The following is a 16,163-nucleotide window of genomic DNA, read 5'->3' as shown; positions in this document are numbered from 1 at the left end:
GCGAGGCATCCAGTAATCCGAGACAGTGCCGTTAACCTAAGAGCCGCGGCGTACTGGATCATCCGCTCCAGTGCGCAATTGCGCACAAGGCGGATGATGACGTCAATGGGTGCGGAACGAGTTCGGCCTTACGCCACGTTCTGGTCGAGGATGTCCACCGCCTCTTGCAGGTTCACCGACACCAGCTGCGAGACGCCGCGCTCGGCCATGGTGACGCCGAACAGCCGGTTCATCCGCGCCATCGTGATCGGGTTATGCGTGATGATGATGAAGCGGGTGTCGGTCGAGCTGGTCATCTCGTGCAGCAGATTGCAGTAGCGCTCGACATTGTGATCGTCGAGCGGTGCGTCGACTTCGTCCAGCACGCAGATCGGCGAGGGGTTGGTGAGGAACACCGCGAAGATCAGCGCCATCGCGGTCAGCGCCTGCTCGCCGCCCGAGAGCAGCGACAGCGTCTGCGGCTTCTTGCCGGGGGGCTTGGCGATGATCTCGAGCCCGGCTTCCAGCGGGTCGTCGCTCTCGATCAGGTGCAGCGCCGCCTCGCCGCCGCCGAACAGCTCGACGAACAGGCGTTTGAAGTGGTTGTTGACGACCTCGAAAGAGGTCAGCAGCCGCTCACGGGCTTCCTTGTTGAGGCTCTGGATGCCTTGGCGCAGCCGCTTGATGGCTTCGACGAGATCGTCGCGCTCGGTGGTGAGGCCGGTGTGCTGGGTCTCGACCTCGCGCAGCTCTTCCTCGGCGCGCAGGTTCACCGCACCCAGACGGTCGCGGTCGCGGCGCAGCTTCTCCAGCTCCTCCTCGGTCTCGCCAAGCGGCGGCAATTCCGCGCCGGGCTCGATCTCGGCGAGACCGGCGACGGCCTGCGGCTCGATTTCGAGCATGTCGCGGATTTCGCGCTCGATGTCCTCCAGCCGGCGCCGGGCGCCTTCCATGCGTTCTTCGGCGCGTGCGGTCGCCTCGCGCGCGCTCGACAGCGCTTCGAGGGTCAGCTTCGCCGCGCGATCGGTCTCCGCCATCGCGGTCTCAGCGGCGGCGAGTGCATCGGCGGCGACGCGGCGGTCGTTCTCGGCATATTCGATCTCAGTGATCAGCGCGCTGCGCTTCTCGGCGAACACGGCCGGCGCGTTCTCGAGATCGCTGCGCTCAATCGAGACCTCGGTGATGCGGGCCTGGATGGTGTCGATATGGGAGGCCGCGCTGCCCTTGCGGTTCTGCCACTCGGTACGCTCGGCAAGGATCGCCTGCACGCGGCGGTCGGCGAGTTCGGCCTCGCGCGCCAGCGCCTGCGCTTCGGCGCGGACCTGGGCGGCCATGCGGCGGTGGCCTTCGATGTCGCTGCGGACTGCGGCGAGACGGGTCTCGGTGTCTTCGCTCGGCGGCAACTCGGAGATCGCGGCGGCGGCGTATTCGTGCGCGGCCTCGGCCTCGGCGCGGTCGGCGGCGAGGCGGGTATGCGCTTCGATCAGCGCCGATTTGCGGGCGGCGCGGCGGTTGATCTCGCGCTCGGCGGTGGCGTGGCGCTCGCGGGCCGCATTGAGCTCGCGCTGCGCGGCGCGCCAGGCTTCGCGGCTGGCAGCTTCCGTGCTGGCCGCCATCTGCAGCTCGGCTTCGGCGTTCTCCAGCGCCTGGCGCTTGATTTGCGCGTCGATGCGGGCCTGCTCCAGCTCGTTCTCGATGTCGACGAGGCGCGCGCGCTCGGCAAGACGCCGTGCCGCGCCGGTCGGCGCGTGAGCTGCGGCGACAAAGCCGTCCCAGCGCCAGACGTCGCCTTCGGGCGAGACCAGCCGCTGGCCGGTCTTGAGCTGCGACACCAGCTCGGCGCCGCGCTCGCGCGGCACCACGCCGATCTGCGCCAGGCGGCGCGCCAGCTCGGTCGGCGCCTGCACGTGATTGGCGAGCGGGACGACGCCCTCCGGCAGCGCCGGATCGCCCTCGGTGACACCGGCATTGGTCCAGCGCATCGGCGCCGACGGGTCGACCGGCGCGTCGAGATCGTCGCCGAGCGCGGCGCCGATCGCCTTTTCAAAACCCTTGTCGACGGTGATGCCGTCGATGATCGGCGGCCACAGATTCTTGGTCTCGCCGTTGACGATCTTGGAGATGGTGCGCGCTTCGGTCTCGAGCCGCTGTACGCGCTTGTCGGCTTCGTTCAGCGGCGAGCGCGAAGATTCCAGCGTCTGGCGCGCGGCGACGTGGGCGGCCTCGCTCGCCTGAGCTGCGGCTTCCGAAGCGGCGAGCGTCTGTTCCGCGTTCTCGACCGTCGCAGTCAGCTCGTCGAGATCGCCGAAGCCGCCGGTCTCGTCCGCGAGCTTCTGCTCTTCCGCGGCGACATTCGCGATCTCCTGGTCGAGCCGCGCGAGCTTATCGCTGTGGGTGCGGACATTGGCCTCGAGCTGGTTGCGCTTGGCGGTGAGGTCGGCGAGCTCCGTGGTGAGCTCGGAGAATCGTTGCTCGACTTCGGTCAGCGTTGCCTCGGCCTCAGCCACGCGGTCGTCGACGCCGGAGCGCTTCTCGACGCGCGACTTGATCTCGTCCTTCAGCTCGGCATCCTCGGTGTCGAGCCGCTCGAGTGCGACGTCGGCATCCATGGTCTGCTGCTGGGCGCGGGAGATGTCGCCTTCGAACTGCGCCAGCCGGCGCTCGAGCTCGGCGACGCGCTCCTTGGCGCGCTCTTCCTCGCGGTCGAGCAGTTCGCGGGCGTTGGTCAGACGTTGCAGGCCTGCGGCTGCGCGTGCTTCTGCATCGCGCAGCGCAGGCATTTCGGCGGCGCGGATCGCCTGGATGCGCGCGGCCTCGGCCTGGTGCTGGGTGCGCTCGGCCATCTCGCGCACGGCGAGATCATGGGTCTGGCCGGAATCGTTGACCTCGGCATGGGCCCCGACCCAGCGCAGATGAAACAGGGTTGCTTCAGCCTTGCGGACCTTGGACGCGACCTCGCGATAGCGCACGGCCTGGCGGGCCTGCTTCTTCAGGCCTTCGACCTGCCCGGCGAGCTGGCCGATCACGTCCTCGACGCGGGTGAGGTTGGTCTCGGCCGCTTTCAGCCGCAGCTCGGCTTCGTGACGGCGAGCGTGCAGGCCGGCCACACCGGCGGCGTCTTCAAGCACGCGGCGGCGCTGCTCGGGCTTGGCCTGGATGATCTCGCCGATCTTGCCCTGGTGGACCAGCGCCGGCGAGCGCGCGCCGGTGGCGGCGTCCGCGAACAGGATCTGCACGTCGCGAGCGCGCACGTCGCGGCCGTTGATGCGGTAGACCGAGCCCGCCTCGCGCTCGATGCGGCGGGAGATTTCCAGAAGCTGGCTGTCGTTCATCGCCGCCGGCGCGGTGCGATCGGCATTGTCGATCGTCATCGTCACTTCGGCGTGGTTGCGCGCCGGGCGGTTGCCGGAACCCGCGAAGATCACCGCGTCCATGTCCGCGGCCCGCAGCGATTTGTACGAAGTTTCGCCCATCGCCCAGCGCAGCGCCTCGACCAGATTCGACTTGCCGCAGCCGTTGGGGCCGACCACGCCGGTCAGACCGGGCTCGATGACGAAGTCGGTCGGCTCAACGAAAGACTTGAAGCCGTGAAGGCGCAGGCGGGTGATCTTCATAAGCACGCATCTCTGTTGGCAGGCGCGAATCCCCCTGCCCGGACAATACCATGGAAGGCAATGTCGCTCTCTGGGTGAGTCGCGCGAGGCGGCTCATGCGGCTGGACAATGGCCGTGGTGCGCCGTGAGGGCAACCGGCGAAAGCCGCTTTTCCCAAGGGATTTATGCCGGGAAAGATACGGCTTTGGAGCCCGCAAATCAGGAGCGAGGCGTGAGAATCAGCTCTTCAGCAGCGGGCTGATCTTCTTCGCGAATTCCTCGAACGAGGTCTCGCCCTTGATCTTCTCGCCGTTGATGAAGAAGGTCGGTGTCGAATCGACTTTCAGAACGTCGCTGGCATATTTCTGGTCGGCGGCGATCTTGTCGAGCAGCGCCTGGTCCTTCAGGCAGGCCTCGACCTGCTGCTGGGTGAGCCCGGCCTGCTTGCCGATCCGCGTCAAGGTCTCCGTGGTGTTCTTCATCACCCAGTCGTTCTGCTGGCGGAACAGCATGTCGGTGACCGCAAAGTATTTCGGCGCGTCGCCATTGGCGATGCAGCGCGACAGCATCGAGCCGGCGGCGGCCTTGATGTCCAGCGGGAACTCGCGGAAGACGTAACGCACCTTGCCGGTGTCGATGTATTCCGACTTGATCTTGGGGAACACCTGCTCGTTGAACGCCGCGCAGTGCGGGCAGGTCATCGAGGCGTATTCGGTGATGGTGACGGCGGCGTCCTTCGGGCCGAGCGCCATGTCGGGCAACGACACCGGCTTGGCCACATCGCCAGCCGCCTGCGCCATTGCTTCCGGGATCATGGCCTCGGAGATGAACCGCAGCGGAGAGAGCCCGGCGAGCGCGCCAAGCCCGGTCAGCGACAGCATCGTGGTGAAGGCGCGGCGGGTGATGATCAAGGTCGGCTCCCGGATTGATGTGGTCTCGCCCCCAAGGATATTATCAAGGATATTATCAAGGATCCTATCAAGGATCCTATCAAGTTCCCGCTCGGGCGGCCTGTCGCTAGCTTGAAACGTCGTTTGAGGCAATGGCGAGGCGCAAGGACGGGTCCAGATTGGCGCCGGAATGAGGCTCAATTTCGCTTGATTGCGGCGCCGAGGCGCGCCAGCGCCGTCTTCAATTGTTCATCTTCGATATCGCCCAGGCTCTCCGCCACCTTGGCGACGGTCTTGGGGTCCGGCGGGGCAGGGCGCGCCTGCCGCCGGGCGCGAGACAGGGGGGCTTGGCGGAAGGCGAGCTTGCCGACCGCGCTCCAGCCGAAGAAGCGGTTGACCCGTTCCAGGATCACGTGGGCAGAGTGCTGGATCTCCAGCGCCATCGGTCCTTCGACCCGCAGCACCAGCGTCGCCGGTTCCTGCGGCTGGCCCTCGACCGGCCTCGGCCATTGCATCTTGAGCGGCTCGGCATGGGCCGCGATCTCCGGCCCGGCAATTTGCGCCCAGCGCGTCACCAGTTCGCGTGCGGCAAAGCCCTGCTTGGCATAGGCCTCGGCAAAGACATCGTTGAGCAGCAGCGAGAGCGGCTTTGCGCTGATCGGGCCGGGTTTGATGGGGCGAAGCTTGGACATGGGGCCCTTATAGCACTCCAGGGCGCGGACCACAGGCTCTCCCCGTCATGGGCGGGCATGGCCGTCCGAAGGACGGCGTCGCTTCCGCTCGCCCATGTCCCGGCCATCCACGTTCTTCCGCGAAGAAAGACGTGGATGCCCGCGACAAGCGCGGGCATGACGTGGAGAGGTCGGTGCGTTGTCGTTACAGTAAAGAGCATGAGCCCCAAATCCGCCCTCAAGGCCAAGACGGAACCTGGTCTGCCGGAAACATCGTCGCGTCCGACAGTGCTTCTCCAATGGTACGACCGCCATCGCCGCCGACTGCCCTGGCGCGCGGCGCCCGGCGAGATCTCGGACCCCTACCGCGTCTGGCTGTCGGAGATCATGCTGCAGCAGACCACGGTGAAAGCGGTCGGGCCCTATTTCGAGAAATTCATCGCGCGCTGGCCGGATGTCACGGCACTCGGCCGCGCGTCACTGGATGACGTGCTGCGGATGTGGGCCGGGCTCGGCTATTATTCGCGCGCGCGCAACCTCTATGCCTGCGCGGTCGCGGTGACGCGCGAGCATGGCGGCGTCTTTCCCGACACCGAGGAAGGGCTGCGCGCGCTGCCCGGGATCGGGCCCTACACGGCGGCGGCGATTGCCGCGATCGCCTTCGATCGCCGCACCATGCCGGTCGATGGCAATATCGAGCGGGTGGTGTCGCGGCTGTTCGCGGTCGAGGAGGAGTTGCCGCAGGCAAAACCGCTGATCCAGCAATTGGCGGCAACGCTGCTTGCCGAGTCCCGCGCCGGCGATAGCGCGCAGGCGCTGATGGATCTGGGCGCCTCGATCTGCACGCCGAAGAAGCCGGCCTGCTCATTGTGTCCGCTGAACGAGGACTGCACGGCGCGCGCGCAGGGCACCCAGGACAGCTTTCCGCGCAAGGCGCCGAAGAAGAGCGGAATCTTGCGGCGCGGTGCTGCCTTCGTCGTCACGCGCGGCGACGAGCTTCTGGTCCGCTCCCGCCTGGAAAAGGGCCTGCTCGGCGGCATGACCGAGGTGCCGGGCTCGGACTGGCTCGCCGGCCAGGACGATGTCAGGGCAAGGCAGCAGGCGCCGGAGCTGAAGGGGCTCTCGCGCTGGCAGCGCAAGTTGGGCGTCGTCACCCACGTGTTCACGCATTTCCCGCTGGAGCTGGTGGTTTACACGGCCAAGGCGCAAGCCCGCACGCGGGCACCGGAGGGCATGCGCTGGGTGCCGATCGCGACCCTTGCCGACGAAGCACTGCCCAACGTCATGCGCAAGGTGATCGCGCACGCGCTGAGCTCGCGGGCCGCATCCTCCTGACACTATGCTGGCAGCAGGGCTGCGCTAACAGCGGGGCGAAACGGAGATTTCGCATGGTCAAGACCGCTCTCGACAACTTCCGAAGGCCGCCCTGCGCCGAGCTGCTCGGATGGCGATTGCTCGATGCGCGGCCCGAGGACGGTTGGATCAAGCTCGGCTTCGAAGGCAAGCCCGAATTCTGCAACCCGGCGGGCTTCATCCAGGGCGGCATGCTCTCGGCCATGCTCGACGACACGATGGGACCGGCCGTGCTGGTGATGAGCGAGGGCCGTCTCTACACCACCACCATCAGCATGACGGTGAACTTCCTCAGCCCCGCTAAACCCGGCCCAATCATCGCCGAGGCGACGGTGACGCAACTCGGCAAGACGATTGCATTCGTCGAGGCCAAGCTCACGAGCGAGGACGGCACAGTGCTGGCGACGGCAACCGCCAGCGAGCGTTTGCTGGAAGCGGCGAGGGTGGTGCGGTAGGTTTCCGATCTTGCCACGCGCTCCACTTCCCTTCTCCCCCTGTGGGAGAAGGTGGCGCGAAGCGCCGGATGAGGGGTTGGTTCAGCGAACTCAATTGCCAGAGATGTATTTGCGGAGAGAACCCCTCACCCGAGTGAGTCTGCGTCCACCAGCGTCGCTGCCCTCTCCCACAAGGGGCGAGGGCACATCAACATGCATCTCGCCCCGGATATGCATTGCATATATTGAGCCGAGCGATGCTGGTTTTCTAGAACCTCAAGTCCCCATCCGCCTCGCATCCGCGCTCACAATCGCAGGCTTCGCATTGAGCGCCTCGACCTGGAAACCCGCGACGCGCTTGTAGTTCGCGGCGATGTCCTCAAGCTCCTGCTGCGATAGCACGTCGGTGACGACGTCGTAGCCGCCGGGCGCGCGCTCCTCGACCAGTTGCATCACCTGTTCGGGGCCGTTCTTGCGGTTGAGCAGGACGAGACTGGTGGTTGCAGGTCTCCGTTCGGCCTCATAGGCCACGAGCGCCGCATGTGTCGGTCCGTGTGCAAGGATCTCGCGGGTGATGGCGCGGGCGTCGAGGATCGCCTGCGAGGCGCCGTTGGAGCCGATCGGATACATCGGATGCGCGGCGTCGCCCATCAGCGTGACGCGGCCGAAGGTCCATTGCGACACCGGATCGCGGTCGACCAGCGGATATTCGTAGGCGTGCGGGCAGTTCTTGATCAGGCCGGGCACGTCGAGCCAGCCGAACTGCCAGCTCTCGAACCACGGCAGAAACTCATCGAGCTTCGCGGTGCGGTTATAATCCTCGCGCCGCCACTGGTAGGTCGGCGGCATGTGGCGCTCGGCGACCCAGTTGATGAGGTGATTGCCTGCCGCATCCGGCGCCTTGCTGATCGGATAGCAAACGAATTTCAGGATCTCGTGGCCGGCCATGATCATGGTGCGGCCGGAGAGGAAGGATTTTGACGGCGTGACGCCGCGCCAGAGGATGCGGCCGTTCCAGATCGGCGGTCCCTCCTGCGGTTAGAGCTTTTCTCGCGCGGCGGAATGAATGCCGTCGGCCGCGATCAGCAGCGCGCCGTCATAAGTCCCTGCGGCCTCGCCGGTTGCCTTGTCGATGAAGTCGGCGCGCACGCCCTCGGCGGTCTCGGTCCAGCCAGTCAAATGATGGCTGGTGAGAATGTTGTCGCGGCCGAGCCGTTCGATCGCGGTATCGAGCAGGAGCTGCTGCAGCGTGCCGCGATGGATCGAGAATTGCGGCCACTTGTACCCAGCTTCCAGCCCGCGTGGCTCGTTCCAGATCGGCTTGCCGTGCTTGGAGAAATAGGCGAGCTCGCGGGTGCGCACGCCGCTGGCGTCGAGCTTGTCCATCAACCCGAGCTCGATCAGCTCGCGCACCGCATGCGGCAGCACGTTGATGCCGACGCCGAGCGGCCTGAGCTCGGAGACGCTCTCAAACACCTTTGCCGGGATGCCGATCTGGTGCAGGCTGAGCGCAAGCGTCAGCCCGCCGATGCCGCCACCGGCGATGAGTACGGTCATGTCAGAACCCCTCCGATTGCAGGCGTCTTGGCACAGGCGGGCCGCGGTGGGCAACTGCGAAGAGGAGATCGTGCTATGGACCTTCGGGCCGACAGCCGTTAAATTCCAGCTTTCCCATGAGGTCCGACATGTTCAAGCTCTACTACGCCACCGGCACCTGCGCGCTCGCCACCTACATCACCCTGGAGGAGGCCGGCGCCGACTACACGGCCGAGCGGCTGAGCTTCAAGACCAACGAGCAGAGCAGCCCGGACTATCTCGCGATCAACCCGAAGGGCCGCGTGCCGGCGCTGGTGACCGATCGCGGCGTCCTGACCGAGACGCCGGCGATGCTCGCCTTCATCGCGCAAAGCTTTCCCAAGGCGAGGCTCGCGCCGCTCGACGATCCCTTCGACTTTGCCCAGGTGCAATCGTTCAACTCATACCTCTGCTCGACCGTGCACATCAACCACGCCCACAAGGTGCGAGGCGCGCGCTGGGCGAGCGAAGAGAGCTCGTTCGCCGACATGAAGGCGATGGTCCCGAAGACCATGGGCGCCTGCTTCGCGCTCATCGAGCAGAAGATGTTCAAGGGCCCATGGGTGATGGGCGAGCAGTACACAATCTGCGATCCCTATCTTTACACCCTGTCGACCTGGCTCGAAGGCGACAGCGTCGACATCAACGCGACGCCGAAGGTCGCGGATCACTTCAAGCGCATGTCGGATCGCCCCGCCGTGCGCAAGGTGATGGACGCGCAGAAGGCGTGAGGCTTTTCGTCTGTAGGGTGGGTTAGCCCTGCGACCGCGCGAAGCGCAGTTCGCTGGCGTAACCCACCGCTTCGTTCCACAGTCGCGGAAGCATGGTGGGTTACGCTTCGCTAACCCCGCCCTACGAACTTTTCTGCTCCAGCCCCCGACCCGTCTCCAGCATCAGACGCCTCAGCCAGATCGAGCCGGGGTCCATCTGCGCGCGGGTCGGATAGAACATGAACTGCTCGTCGATGCCGGGATCGAGCGGCGGCGTCACCGTGGCAAGCCCGAGCTGTTTTGACAGCGCTGCGATCAGCCGGCGCGGGACGAAGGCGACGAGGTCGGTACGGGCGGCGACGTGCAGCGCTTCGAGATAACCGGGGACGACGAGAGCGATGTGCCGCTCGATGCCCTTGGTGCGCAACCAGGTGTCGATCAGGTCCTCCGGCTGGCCGCGGATGATCACGCCGACGTGGCGCGCGGCCAGGAAAGTCTCGCGCCGCTTCAGCCTGGCGCCGGCGGGATGGCCGCGCCGCACCGCCAGCGCGTCGCTGTCGGTGTAGAGCAGCTGGCGGTGAAATCCCTTGAACGCGTTGCCGATCGAGATCACGAGGTCGATGGTGCGGGCGAACTCGGCGTGGAAGATCGCCGGTCCCCGCCACGGCACGACGTCGATGCGGACATTGGGCGCGGCCTGCGTCACCTTCTCCATCAGTGGCGGCATCAATAGCTCGACCGCGAGGTCCGGCATCATCAGGCGGAACTGCCGCTCGCTGCGCGCCGCGTCGAATTCATCCGATACGAACAGTCCGCGCACCTGATCGAGCGCCTGCGCCAGCGGCGCGCGCAGCGCCAACGCCCGCGGCGTCAGCTCCATGCGCGCGCCGGTGCGCACCAGCAGCGGATCGCCAAAGATGTCGCGCAGGCGCTGCAGCGCGTGGCTCGCGGCGGGTTGCGACAGGCCGATCCGCAAGGCGGCGCGGCTGACATTGGCCTCCCGCAGCAGCGCGTCGAGCGCGGTCAGGAGATTGAGGTCGAGCGAATTCAAATTCATGGGGTGAATAGATAGCATATGACCTATCGATTTGAAGAATTCTCGTTCGGCGGCGATGATCTGCGTGATGTCACCACACGGAGATGCCGCCATGAGCGCGAGCGCCAACAAGAAACTGCTGCAGGATATTTTCGCCACCGCCGCCAACCCCGATCCGGCCGCACGCGACCGGGGGCTGTTCACCACAAGCCTCGCCGACGACGCCAAATGGATCGTGACCGGCCAGTATTCCTGGTCGCGCACATTCTCGGGCAAGGAGTCGATCCTCAACGACTTGCATGGCTATGTGCGCACGCGGCTGCGCGACCGGACCCGAACGGTCGCCCACCGCTTCATCGCCGACGGCGACATCGTCGTCGTCGAGGCCAAGGGCGACAACGTCACGCCCGAGGGCGTGCGCTACGACAACGATTACTGCCTCGTGTTCCGTCTGGAGGACGGCAAGATCAAGGAGATCCGGGAATATTGCGACTCGGTCCTCACCGAGAGGGCGCTGGGTGCATTCCCGCAAGCGGCCCTCAGCACCACGAACTGATCGCGCCGAAGAGCAACGCGGTGGCGGCCGGCACCTGCGGCCGGCCGCCGCGATGACGCGAGATTCCTGCGCATCTGCTTACAAAATCAGCAGATTTCGTCTGCTTTCCAGAAGTTCGTGCGAACAAAAGAAGGATACGATTAAGAAGTGTCGACCATTGTGTGCTCCGCAGCATGAGTGATCCCAGGGGCGATCCTGATGGCTGCAAGGGTGACCGATGGCGAATTACCGGAAGGCATTCGGCTGCCCTAATTTTCTTGCTTCTGGGGTGGACAGTGGGAATGCCGAACTTTCGTTTGCGGATCAGGGGTCGTCTTTATGCCGGGTTTACGGCGCTCGTAGCGGTCGGACTGGCCATGGCCGTGACCGCGGTCTGGAATCTCTGGGCGGTCCAGGATCAGGTCGCAAGACAATCCGCCCTTTCGGACAGCACCGCGCGGGTCCTGGAGATATCGACCCATCTGCAGGCGATCCAGCGGGCCAATCTGCGATACATTTACGACGGCAGCGAGCCTGCGATGAAGGAGGCTGCCGAACGCGAGACCGCGGCGACCGAGCTGTTGCAGGTCGGGGCGAAAGGCACGGCTTCCGAGGAGCGGCGGAGGCTTTACAACGGTCTGATCGACGACATCGCGAAAATGCGAAGCCTGCGTGACAATCTCGGGGACGCCGTCAACGAGGCGAGAACGGGCAAGGCGACGCTGCTGCCGAGTGGCGACGAATTGACCGTCAAGATGGGCAAGCTGGTCGATGTGGCGCGCGCAGCCGTCGATGAAGATACCGCTGCCCTCGTCGCGGACCTCGAATCCAGGCTCCTTCTTGTTCAAATCGCGAACTGGCGCTTCCTGGCCATGCGCGACGTCAAGGGGCCTGCCAACTTCAGAACGAATGTGGACAGGGCGTCACAGCGGCTCGCAGCGCTCGAAAAGAGCCCACAGGCGGCGGAATTGCGGGCTACGCTCGCGCCGGTGAAGACCTCACTCGGAATCTACAAGTCCGCGTTCGAGACGACATCCGCCGCGATGCTTCAGGCCGAGGAGATCTACCACAAGAACCTCGCGCCTCTCATCGTCGACAGCATCGGCAGGCTCAAGGCTGCGGAAACCACTTTGAAGAAGGACTACCGGGATTCACGCAGCACCGCCCAAGCCGCGATCGCCGGCACGACGTCGGTTCAGGAGATCGCCGGCGGCCTTGCCATCCTGTTCGGCAGCATCGTTGCCTTCCTGATCGCCCGCAGCATCGTCGGGCCGCTCGCCGCGATGACGCGCGCGATGGGGCTGCTTGCCGGCGGCAATCTCGAAGTCGAGATTCCCGGACGCGGCAAGGCCGACGAGATCGGCGACATGGCGAAGGCGATCCAGGTGTTCAAGGAGAGCATGGTCGAGACCGAGCGTCTGCGCCACGAGCAGATCGAGGTCGAGGCGCGGCAGGCGGAGAGCCGCAAGGCCGACATGGTCAGGCTCGCCGATCAGTTCGAGCAGGCGGTGGGCGAGATCGTCAACACCGTGTCGTCGGCTTCAGGCGAACTCGAAGCCTCCGCCGGCACGCTGACCGCGACCGCGGCGCGGGCCCAGGATCTGTCGGCGGAAGTCGCATCGGCTTCCCAGGAAGCGAGCGCCAACGTCCAGGCGGTTGCGTCCGCGACCGAAGAGCTCTCCTCCTCGGTCAGCGAGATCGCGCGCCAGGTGCAGGAATCGGCGCGTATTGCCAACGAGGCCGTCGGTCAGGCGAGCCGGACCAACCAACGGGTCGGCGAGCTCTCCAAGGCGGCCGCGCGGATCGGCGACGTGGTCGAGCTGATCAGCACGATCGCCGGCCAAACCAACCTTTTGGCGCTGAACGCCACCATCGAGGCGGCGCGCGCGGGCGAGGCCGGCCGTGGATTTGCCGTGGTGGCCTCGGAGGTCAAGGCGCTGGCTGAGCAGACGGCAAGAGCCACGGGCGAGATCGCCCAACAGGTCTCCGGCATCCAGGCGGCAACGGAGGAGTCGGTCGGCTCGATCCGGGAGATCAGCGGCACCATCGAACGGTTGTCGGAAATCGCCTCGACCGTTGCGGCCGCCGTGGAAGAGCAGGGCGCCGCCACGCAGGAGATCTCCCGCAACGTCCAGCAGGCAGCCCACGGCACCCAGCTTGTGTCGACCAATATCGGCGACGTGCAGCGCGGCGCATCCGACACCGGCTCGGCCTCCTCGCAGGTGCTGTCGGCGGCGCGCTCGCTGTCGGCCGACAGCAACCGTCTCAAGCTCGAGGTCGGCAAGTTCCTGAACTCGGTCCACGCCGCCTGACGGCGCAGACGTCTCAAAAGCAAAAGTCCACGCGCATGCGCGTGGACTTGAAATCGTGGCGTCGCGGGATCAGGCCACTTTGGTCGTCATGTGCCTGAACATGTTGCTGCGGGCCTCATCGTCCATCTCGGCCTTGAAGATGAACTTGTCCTTCAGGGCGATCGCGCGTGCTGCTGCCGGCCGAGCCGAAATCTCGTCGACCAGTCGCTTCACGTTTGGGTACCGCGCAAAGGCATCGTCGCCGAGCTTGAACGGCACCATCCGCGCCCAGCCCCACAGCGCCATGTCGACGATCGAATAATCATCGCCGACCATATAGCGGCGGCCTTTGAGGCGACCGTCGAGAATCTTGTAGTGGCGATCGGTCTCGTATTGGTAGCGGTTATGGGCGTAGTCGTGGTTCTGGTCCTTGGGTGCAAAATGCTTGAAGTGCACGGCCTGACCCGAATACGGCCCGACGCCCGTGGCAACGAACATCAGCCATGACAGCGTCTCACCGCGGATGGCGGGAACAGGCAGGAACTTGCCGGTCTTCTCGGCGAGATAGAGCAGGATCGCGTTCGAGTCGAAAACGATGGTGCCGTTGTCGTCGATCGCCGGCACCTTGCCGTTCGGATTGATCTTGAGGAATTCCGGCGCGAACTGCTCGCCCGTGCGGGTGTCGATCTTCACCGGCTCGAACGGCAGGCCGGTCTCTTCGAGATAAAGCGCGACCTTGGTCGGGTTCGGCGATCCGTTGAAGTAGAATTTGAGCATCGTTTGTCTCCCCAATTCCTGTTGCCGGGCGCGAACGCAGCATCATAGCCGCGCAGGCGGCCCCTCTTGCCAAAAGCTTGTCCGGGGGCGCAACCGGCGAGTTTGCTGGGTGGCATCTGCGCGCCGCGCAGATCAGCCGGGATAGGCGAGGCCGATCGCCGCCGCGATGACCATGGCAGCGCCGAGAGCCTCGAGCCGCAAGGCCAGCCGCGTCGCCGTGTGCATATTGGACGCTTGCGTGGCGCGTTCCGATCCCCGCGCATAGCCGTGAACGATGACGTCGTGATTGAAATTGTCGTGGGCTTCGTTGCTGCTGGCCAGTCCGACACAGACCACGAGCACGCCGAAGAGGGCGAGGCCGAAAAATCCGAGCAGGCCGATCAGGAACATCGGAAACATGCCGACGAGGAAGATCGGCAGCAGCGGCACCAGCAGCAATGTCTCGGACTGTCGTCGCATGGGAGCCGGCCGGTCGGGACGGGAGCTATGATGCTATCGCAGTTCCGGCGGCGGCGGTGTTCAACAAGTCGTCATTCCGGGGCGCGAGCAAAGCGAGCGAGCCCGGAATCCATCGAACGTCTGAACATGTGGCCCAATGGATTCTCAGATGCGCAATTGCGCATCGTAGTTCTCGCTTCGCGAGGCCGGGAATGACGGGACGCTACTCCGCCGCCATGCCGGCGCGAATTTCGGCGCGCAGTTCGTCGATCAGCTTGAGGCCCTTCTTGGTCTCGACGTGCCAGAAGGTCCAGCCGTTGCAGGCGGCCGAACCCTGCGCCACTGCACCCATGCGGTGGATCGAGCCGACCTTGTCTCCGAGCATGATGGCGCCGTCGGCGCGGACCAGCGCCCCTAACTTCTTCTTGGCGTCGAACAGTTTCGTGCCGGGCATGATCATGCCGCGCTCGATCAATTCGGAGAACGCGACCCGCGGCGCTTCGCGCGCGGTCATGAACGGGGCGAGGCTGTCCTCCGGCAGCGGCTCGACCGCGGCGATGCGCATCTCCGCGGCCTTGGCGTAGGCCTTGTCGCGTTCGAAGCCGATATAGGAGCGGCCGAGACGCTTGGCGACCGCGCCGGTGGTGCCGGTGCCGTTGAAGGGATCGATCACGAGATCGCCGGGTTTTGACGACGACAGCAGCACGCGCGCGAGCAGGCCTTCCGGCTTCTGCGTCGGGTGAACCTTCTTGCCGTCGGCACCCTTGAGGCGCTCCTCGCCGGTGCAGAGCGGAATCAGCCAGTCCGAGCGCGCCTGCACGTCCTCGTTGGCCGCCTTCAGCGCTTCGTAGTTGAACGTGTAGCCCTTGGCCTTCTCGTCGCGCGCGGCCCAGATCATGGTCTCGTGCGCGTTGGTGAAGCGGCGGCCGCGGAAATTCGGCATCGGGTTGGTCTTGCGCCAGACGATGTCGTTCAGGAGCCAGAAGCCGAGATCCTGCATGATCGCGCCGACGCGGAAGATGTTGTGATAGGAGCCGATCACCCAGATCGTTGCCGATGGCTTCATCGCGCGGCGGGCGGCGAGCAGCCAGGCTCGGGTGAAATCGTCATAGGCGGAGAACGAATCGAACTTGTCCCAGTCGTCATTGACGGCATCGACGTGCGATTCGTCAGGACGTTTGAGATCGCCCTTGAGCTGGAGATTGTAGGGCGGGTCGGCGAACACGAGGTCGACCGAACCGGCCTGAAGCTTCGACATCTCGGCGACGCAATCGCCGAGGACGATGCGATGCGATGCGGATTCAAAATTTGTGCGGGGCGCCCTTGCAGACGCCCCGCGACGCGACTCTACCATGACTCAAGAACTCTGACTCAGGCGACGCTGTCGGCGACGCGGGACCAAACAACCGACTGACCGTTACATTGAAGCGGCAAAGTAAAAATCGACTTAATCCGCTACTTTTGTGAGCAGGCATCGCATCGCGCGTCGCGCCCGGTTTGTTGCGCGCATTCTCCGTGTTTTACAGTGTGTTTCGCACTTCTTCGCGTTGCGGGAGCAGCTCGAGCCCTAAAAAGAGTGCAATTTCTCTCGGAAAAAATTGCACGACCCTCGGAAAATATTGCTGGCATCGGCACGCTGTCGCACTAGGCAATTTTTGCCGAGCACGATATTGATGAATGCAACGGAAATTTTACATGTGTGGCCGTTGGGCTTTCGCACTTCTGCACCCAGATGATGCCGGCAAGGACTGAGGGAAACCGCCATGCGCTACGATGATTTCCGCCGCAGCGACGACATCGAGGATCGTCGCGACGATGGCGGCGGAAATCATCGTAGCGCATGGCGGTTTCCCTCAGTCCTTGCCGGCATCATCTGGGTGC

12 protein-coding genes and 1 pseudogene are annotated in these 16,163 nt (G+C 65.1%); 5 read left to right on the top strand and 8 right to left on the bottom strand.

Going from position 1 to position 16,163, the window contains the following annotated elements:
- Positions 1 to 128 precede the first annotated feature (128 nt).
- From smc to GWG65_RS34850, 3 genes are all read right to left on the bottom strand, one after another.
- Positions 129 to 3,593: a chromosome segregation protein SMC gene (gene smc / locus GWG65_RS34860; RefSeq protein WP_275199953.1), complete on the bottom strand. Its 3,465-nt coding sequence runs from the start codon at positions 3,591 to 3,593 to the stop codon at positions 129 to 131.
- Between the two features lie 218 nt (positions 3,594 to 3,811).
- The gene (locus tag GWG65_RS34855; RefSeq protein WP_275199952.1) at positions 3,812 to 4,483 is read right to left on the bottom strand and encodes a DsbA family protein; all 672 of its coding nucleotides are present in this window, start codon (positions 4,481 to 4,483) and stop codon (positions 3,812 to 3,814) included.
- A gap of 176 nt (positions 4,484 to 4,659) precedes the next feature.
- Positions 4,660 to 5,154, bottom strand: a complete 495-nt coding sequence (locus GWG65_RS34850) for a DciA family protein (protein ID WP_275199951.1) — start codon at positions 5,152 to 5,154, stop codon at positions 4,660 to 4,662.
- 198 nt (positions 5,155 to 5,352) lie between these two features.
- Between GWG65_RS34850 and mutY the strand changes: the two genes are divergently transcribed.
- Both mutY and GWG65_RS34840 read left to right on the top strand, forming a co-directional pair.
- Positions 5,353 to 6,468, top strand: coding sequence for an A/G-specific adenine glycosylase (gene mutY, locus GWG65_RS34845; RefSeq protein ID WP_275199950.1), 1,116 nt, complete (start codon positions 5,353 to 5,355; stop codon positions 6,466 to 6,468).
- Between the two features lie 53 nt (positions 6,469 to 6,521).
- The gene (locus GWG65_RS34840; RefSeq protein ID WP_275199949.1) at positions 6,522 to 6,941 is read left to right on the top strand and encodes a PaaI family thioesterase; all 420 of its coding nucleotides are present in this window, start codon (positions 6,522 to 6,524) and stop codon (positions 6,939 to 6,941) included.
- A gap of 255 nt (positions 6,942 to 7,196) precedes the next feature.
- Here GWG65_RS34840 and GWG65_RS34835 read toward each other — a convergent pair.
- Positions 7,197 to 8,477 (bottom strand): annotated as a pseudogene (locus tag GWG65_RS34835) (flavin-dependent oxidoreductase).
- 128 nt (positions 8,478 to 8,605) lie between these two features.
- Here GWG65_RS34835 and GWG65_RS34830 point away from each other — a divergent pair.
- Positions 8,606 to 9,226, top strand: coding sequence for a glutathione S-transferase family protein (locus tag GWG65_RS34830; RefSeq protein ID WP_275199948.1), 621 nt, complete (start codon positions 8,606 to 8,608; stop codon positions 9,224 to 9,226).
- Between the two features lie 121 nt (positions 9,227 to 9,347).
- Here GWG65_RS34830 and GWG65_RS34825 read toward each other — a convergent pair whose 3' ends face one another.
- On the bottom strand, positions 9,348 to 10,262 hold the full coding sequence (locus tag GWG65_RS34825; RefSeq protein WP_275199947.1) for a LysR family transcriptional regulator: 915 nt from the start codon (positions 10,260 to 10,262) through the stop codon (positions 9,348 to 9,350).
- A gap of 91 nt (positions 10,263 to 10,353) precedes the next feature.
- Between GWG65_RS34825 and GWG65_RS34820 the strand changes: the two genes are divergently transcribed.
- Together GWG65_RS34820 and GWG65_RS34815 are read left to right on the top strand one after the other, a co-directional pair.
- Entirely contained in the window at positions 10,354 to 10,797 is a 444-nt protein-coding gene (locus tag GWG65_RS34820) for a nuclear transport factor 2 family protein (RefSeq protein ID WP_275199946.1), read from the top strand.
- Positions 10,798 to 11,078: 281 nt separating this feature from the next.
- Positions 11,079 to 13,088, top strand: a complete 2,010-nt coding sequence (locus GWG65_RS34815) for a HAMP domain-containing methyl-accepting chemotaxis protein (RefSeq protein WP_275199945.1) — start codon at positions 11,079 to 11,081, stop codon at positions 13,086 to 13,088.
- Between the two features lie 69 nt (positions 13,089 to 13,157).
- Here GWG65_RS34815 and GWG65_RS34810 read toward each other — a convergent pair whose 3' ends face one another.
- The 3 genes from GWG65_RS34810 to GWG65_RS34800 all read right to left on the bottom strand — a co-directional run bounded on the left by GWG65_RS34810 (position 13,158) and on the right by GWG65_RS34800 (position 15,636).
- Positions 13,158 to 13,844, bottom strand: a complete 687-nt coding sequence (locus GWG65_RS34810; RefSeq protein ID WP_275199944.1) for a glutathione S-transferase family protein — start codon at positions 13,842 to 13,844, stop codon at positions 13,158 to 13,160.
- A gap of 132 nt (positions 13,845 to 13,976) precedes the next feature.
- On the bottom strand, positions 13,977 to 14,303 hold the full coding sequence (locus tag GWG65_RS34805) for a hypothetical protein (RefSeq protein ID WP_275199943.1): 327 nt from the start codon (positions 14,301 to 14,303) through the stop codon (positions 13,977 to 13,979).
- Between the two features lie 202 nt (positions 14,304 to 14,505).
- Entirely contained in the window at positions 14,506 to 15,636 is a 1,131-nt protein-coding gene (locus GWG65_RS34800) for a site-specific DNA-methyltransferase (protein WP_247391072.1), read from the bottom strand.
- Positions 15,637 to 16,163 lie beyond the last annotated feature (527 nt).

Source organism: Bradyrhizobium sp. CSA207 (assembly GCF_029051685.1).
Taxonomy (GTDB): domain Bacteria; phylum Pseudomonadota; class Alphaproteobacteria; order Rhizobiales; family Xanthobacteraceae; genus Bradyrhizobium.
This window is presented reverse-complemented; position numbering and strand designations above follow the sequence as displayed.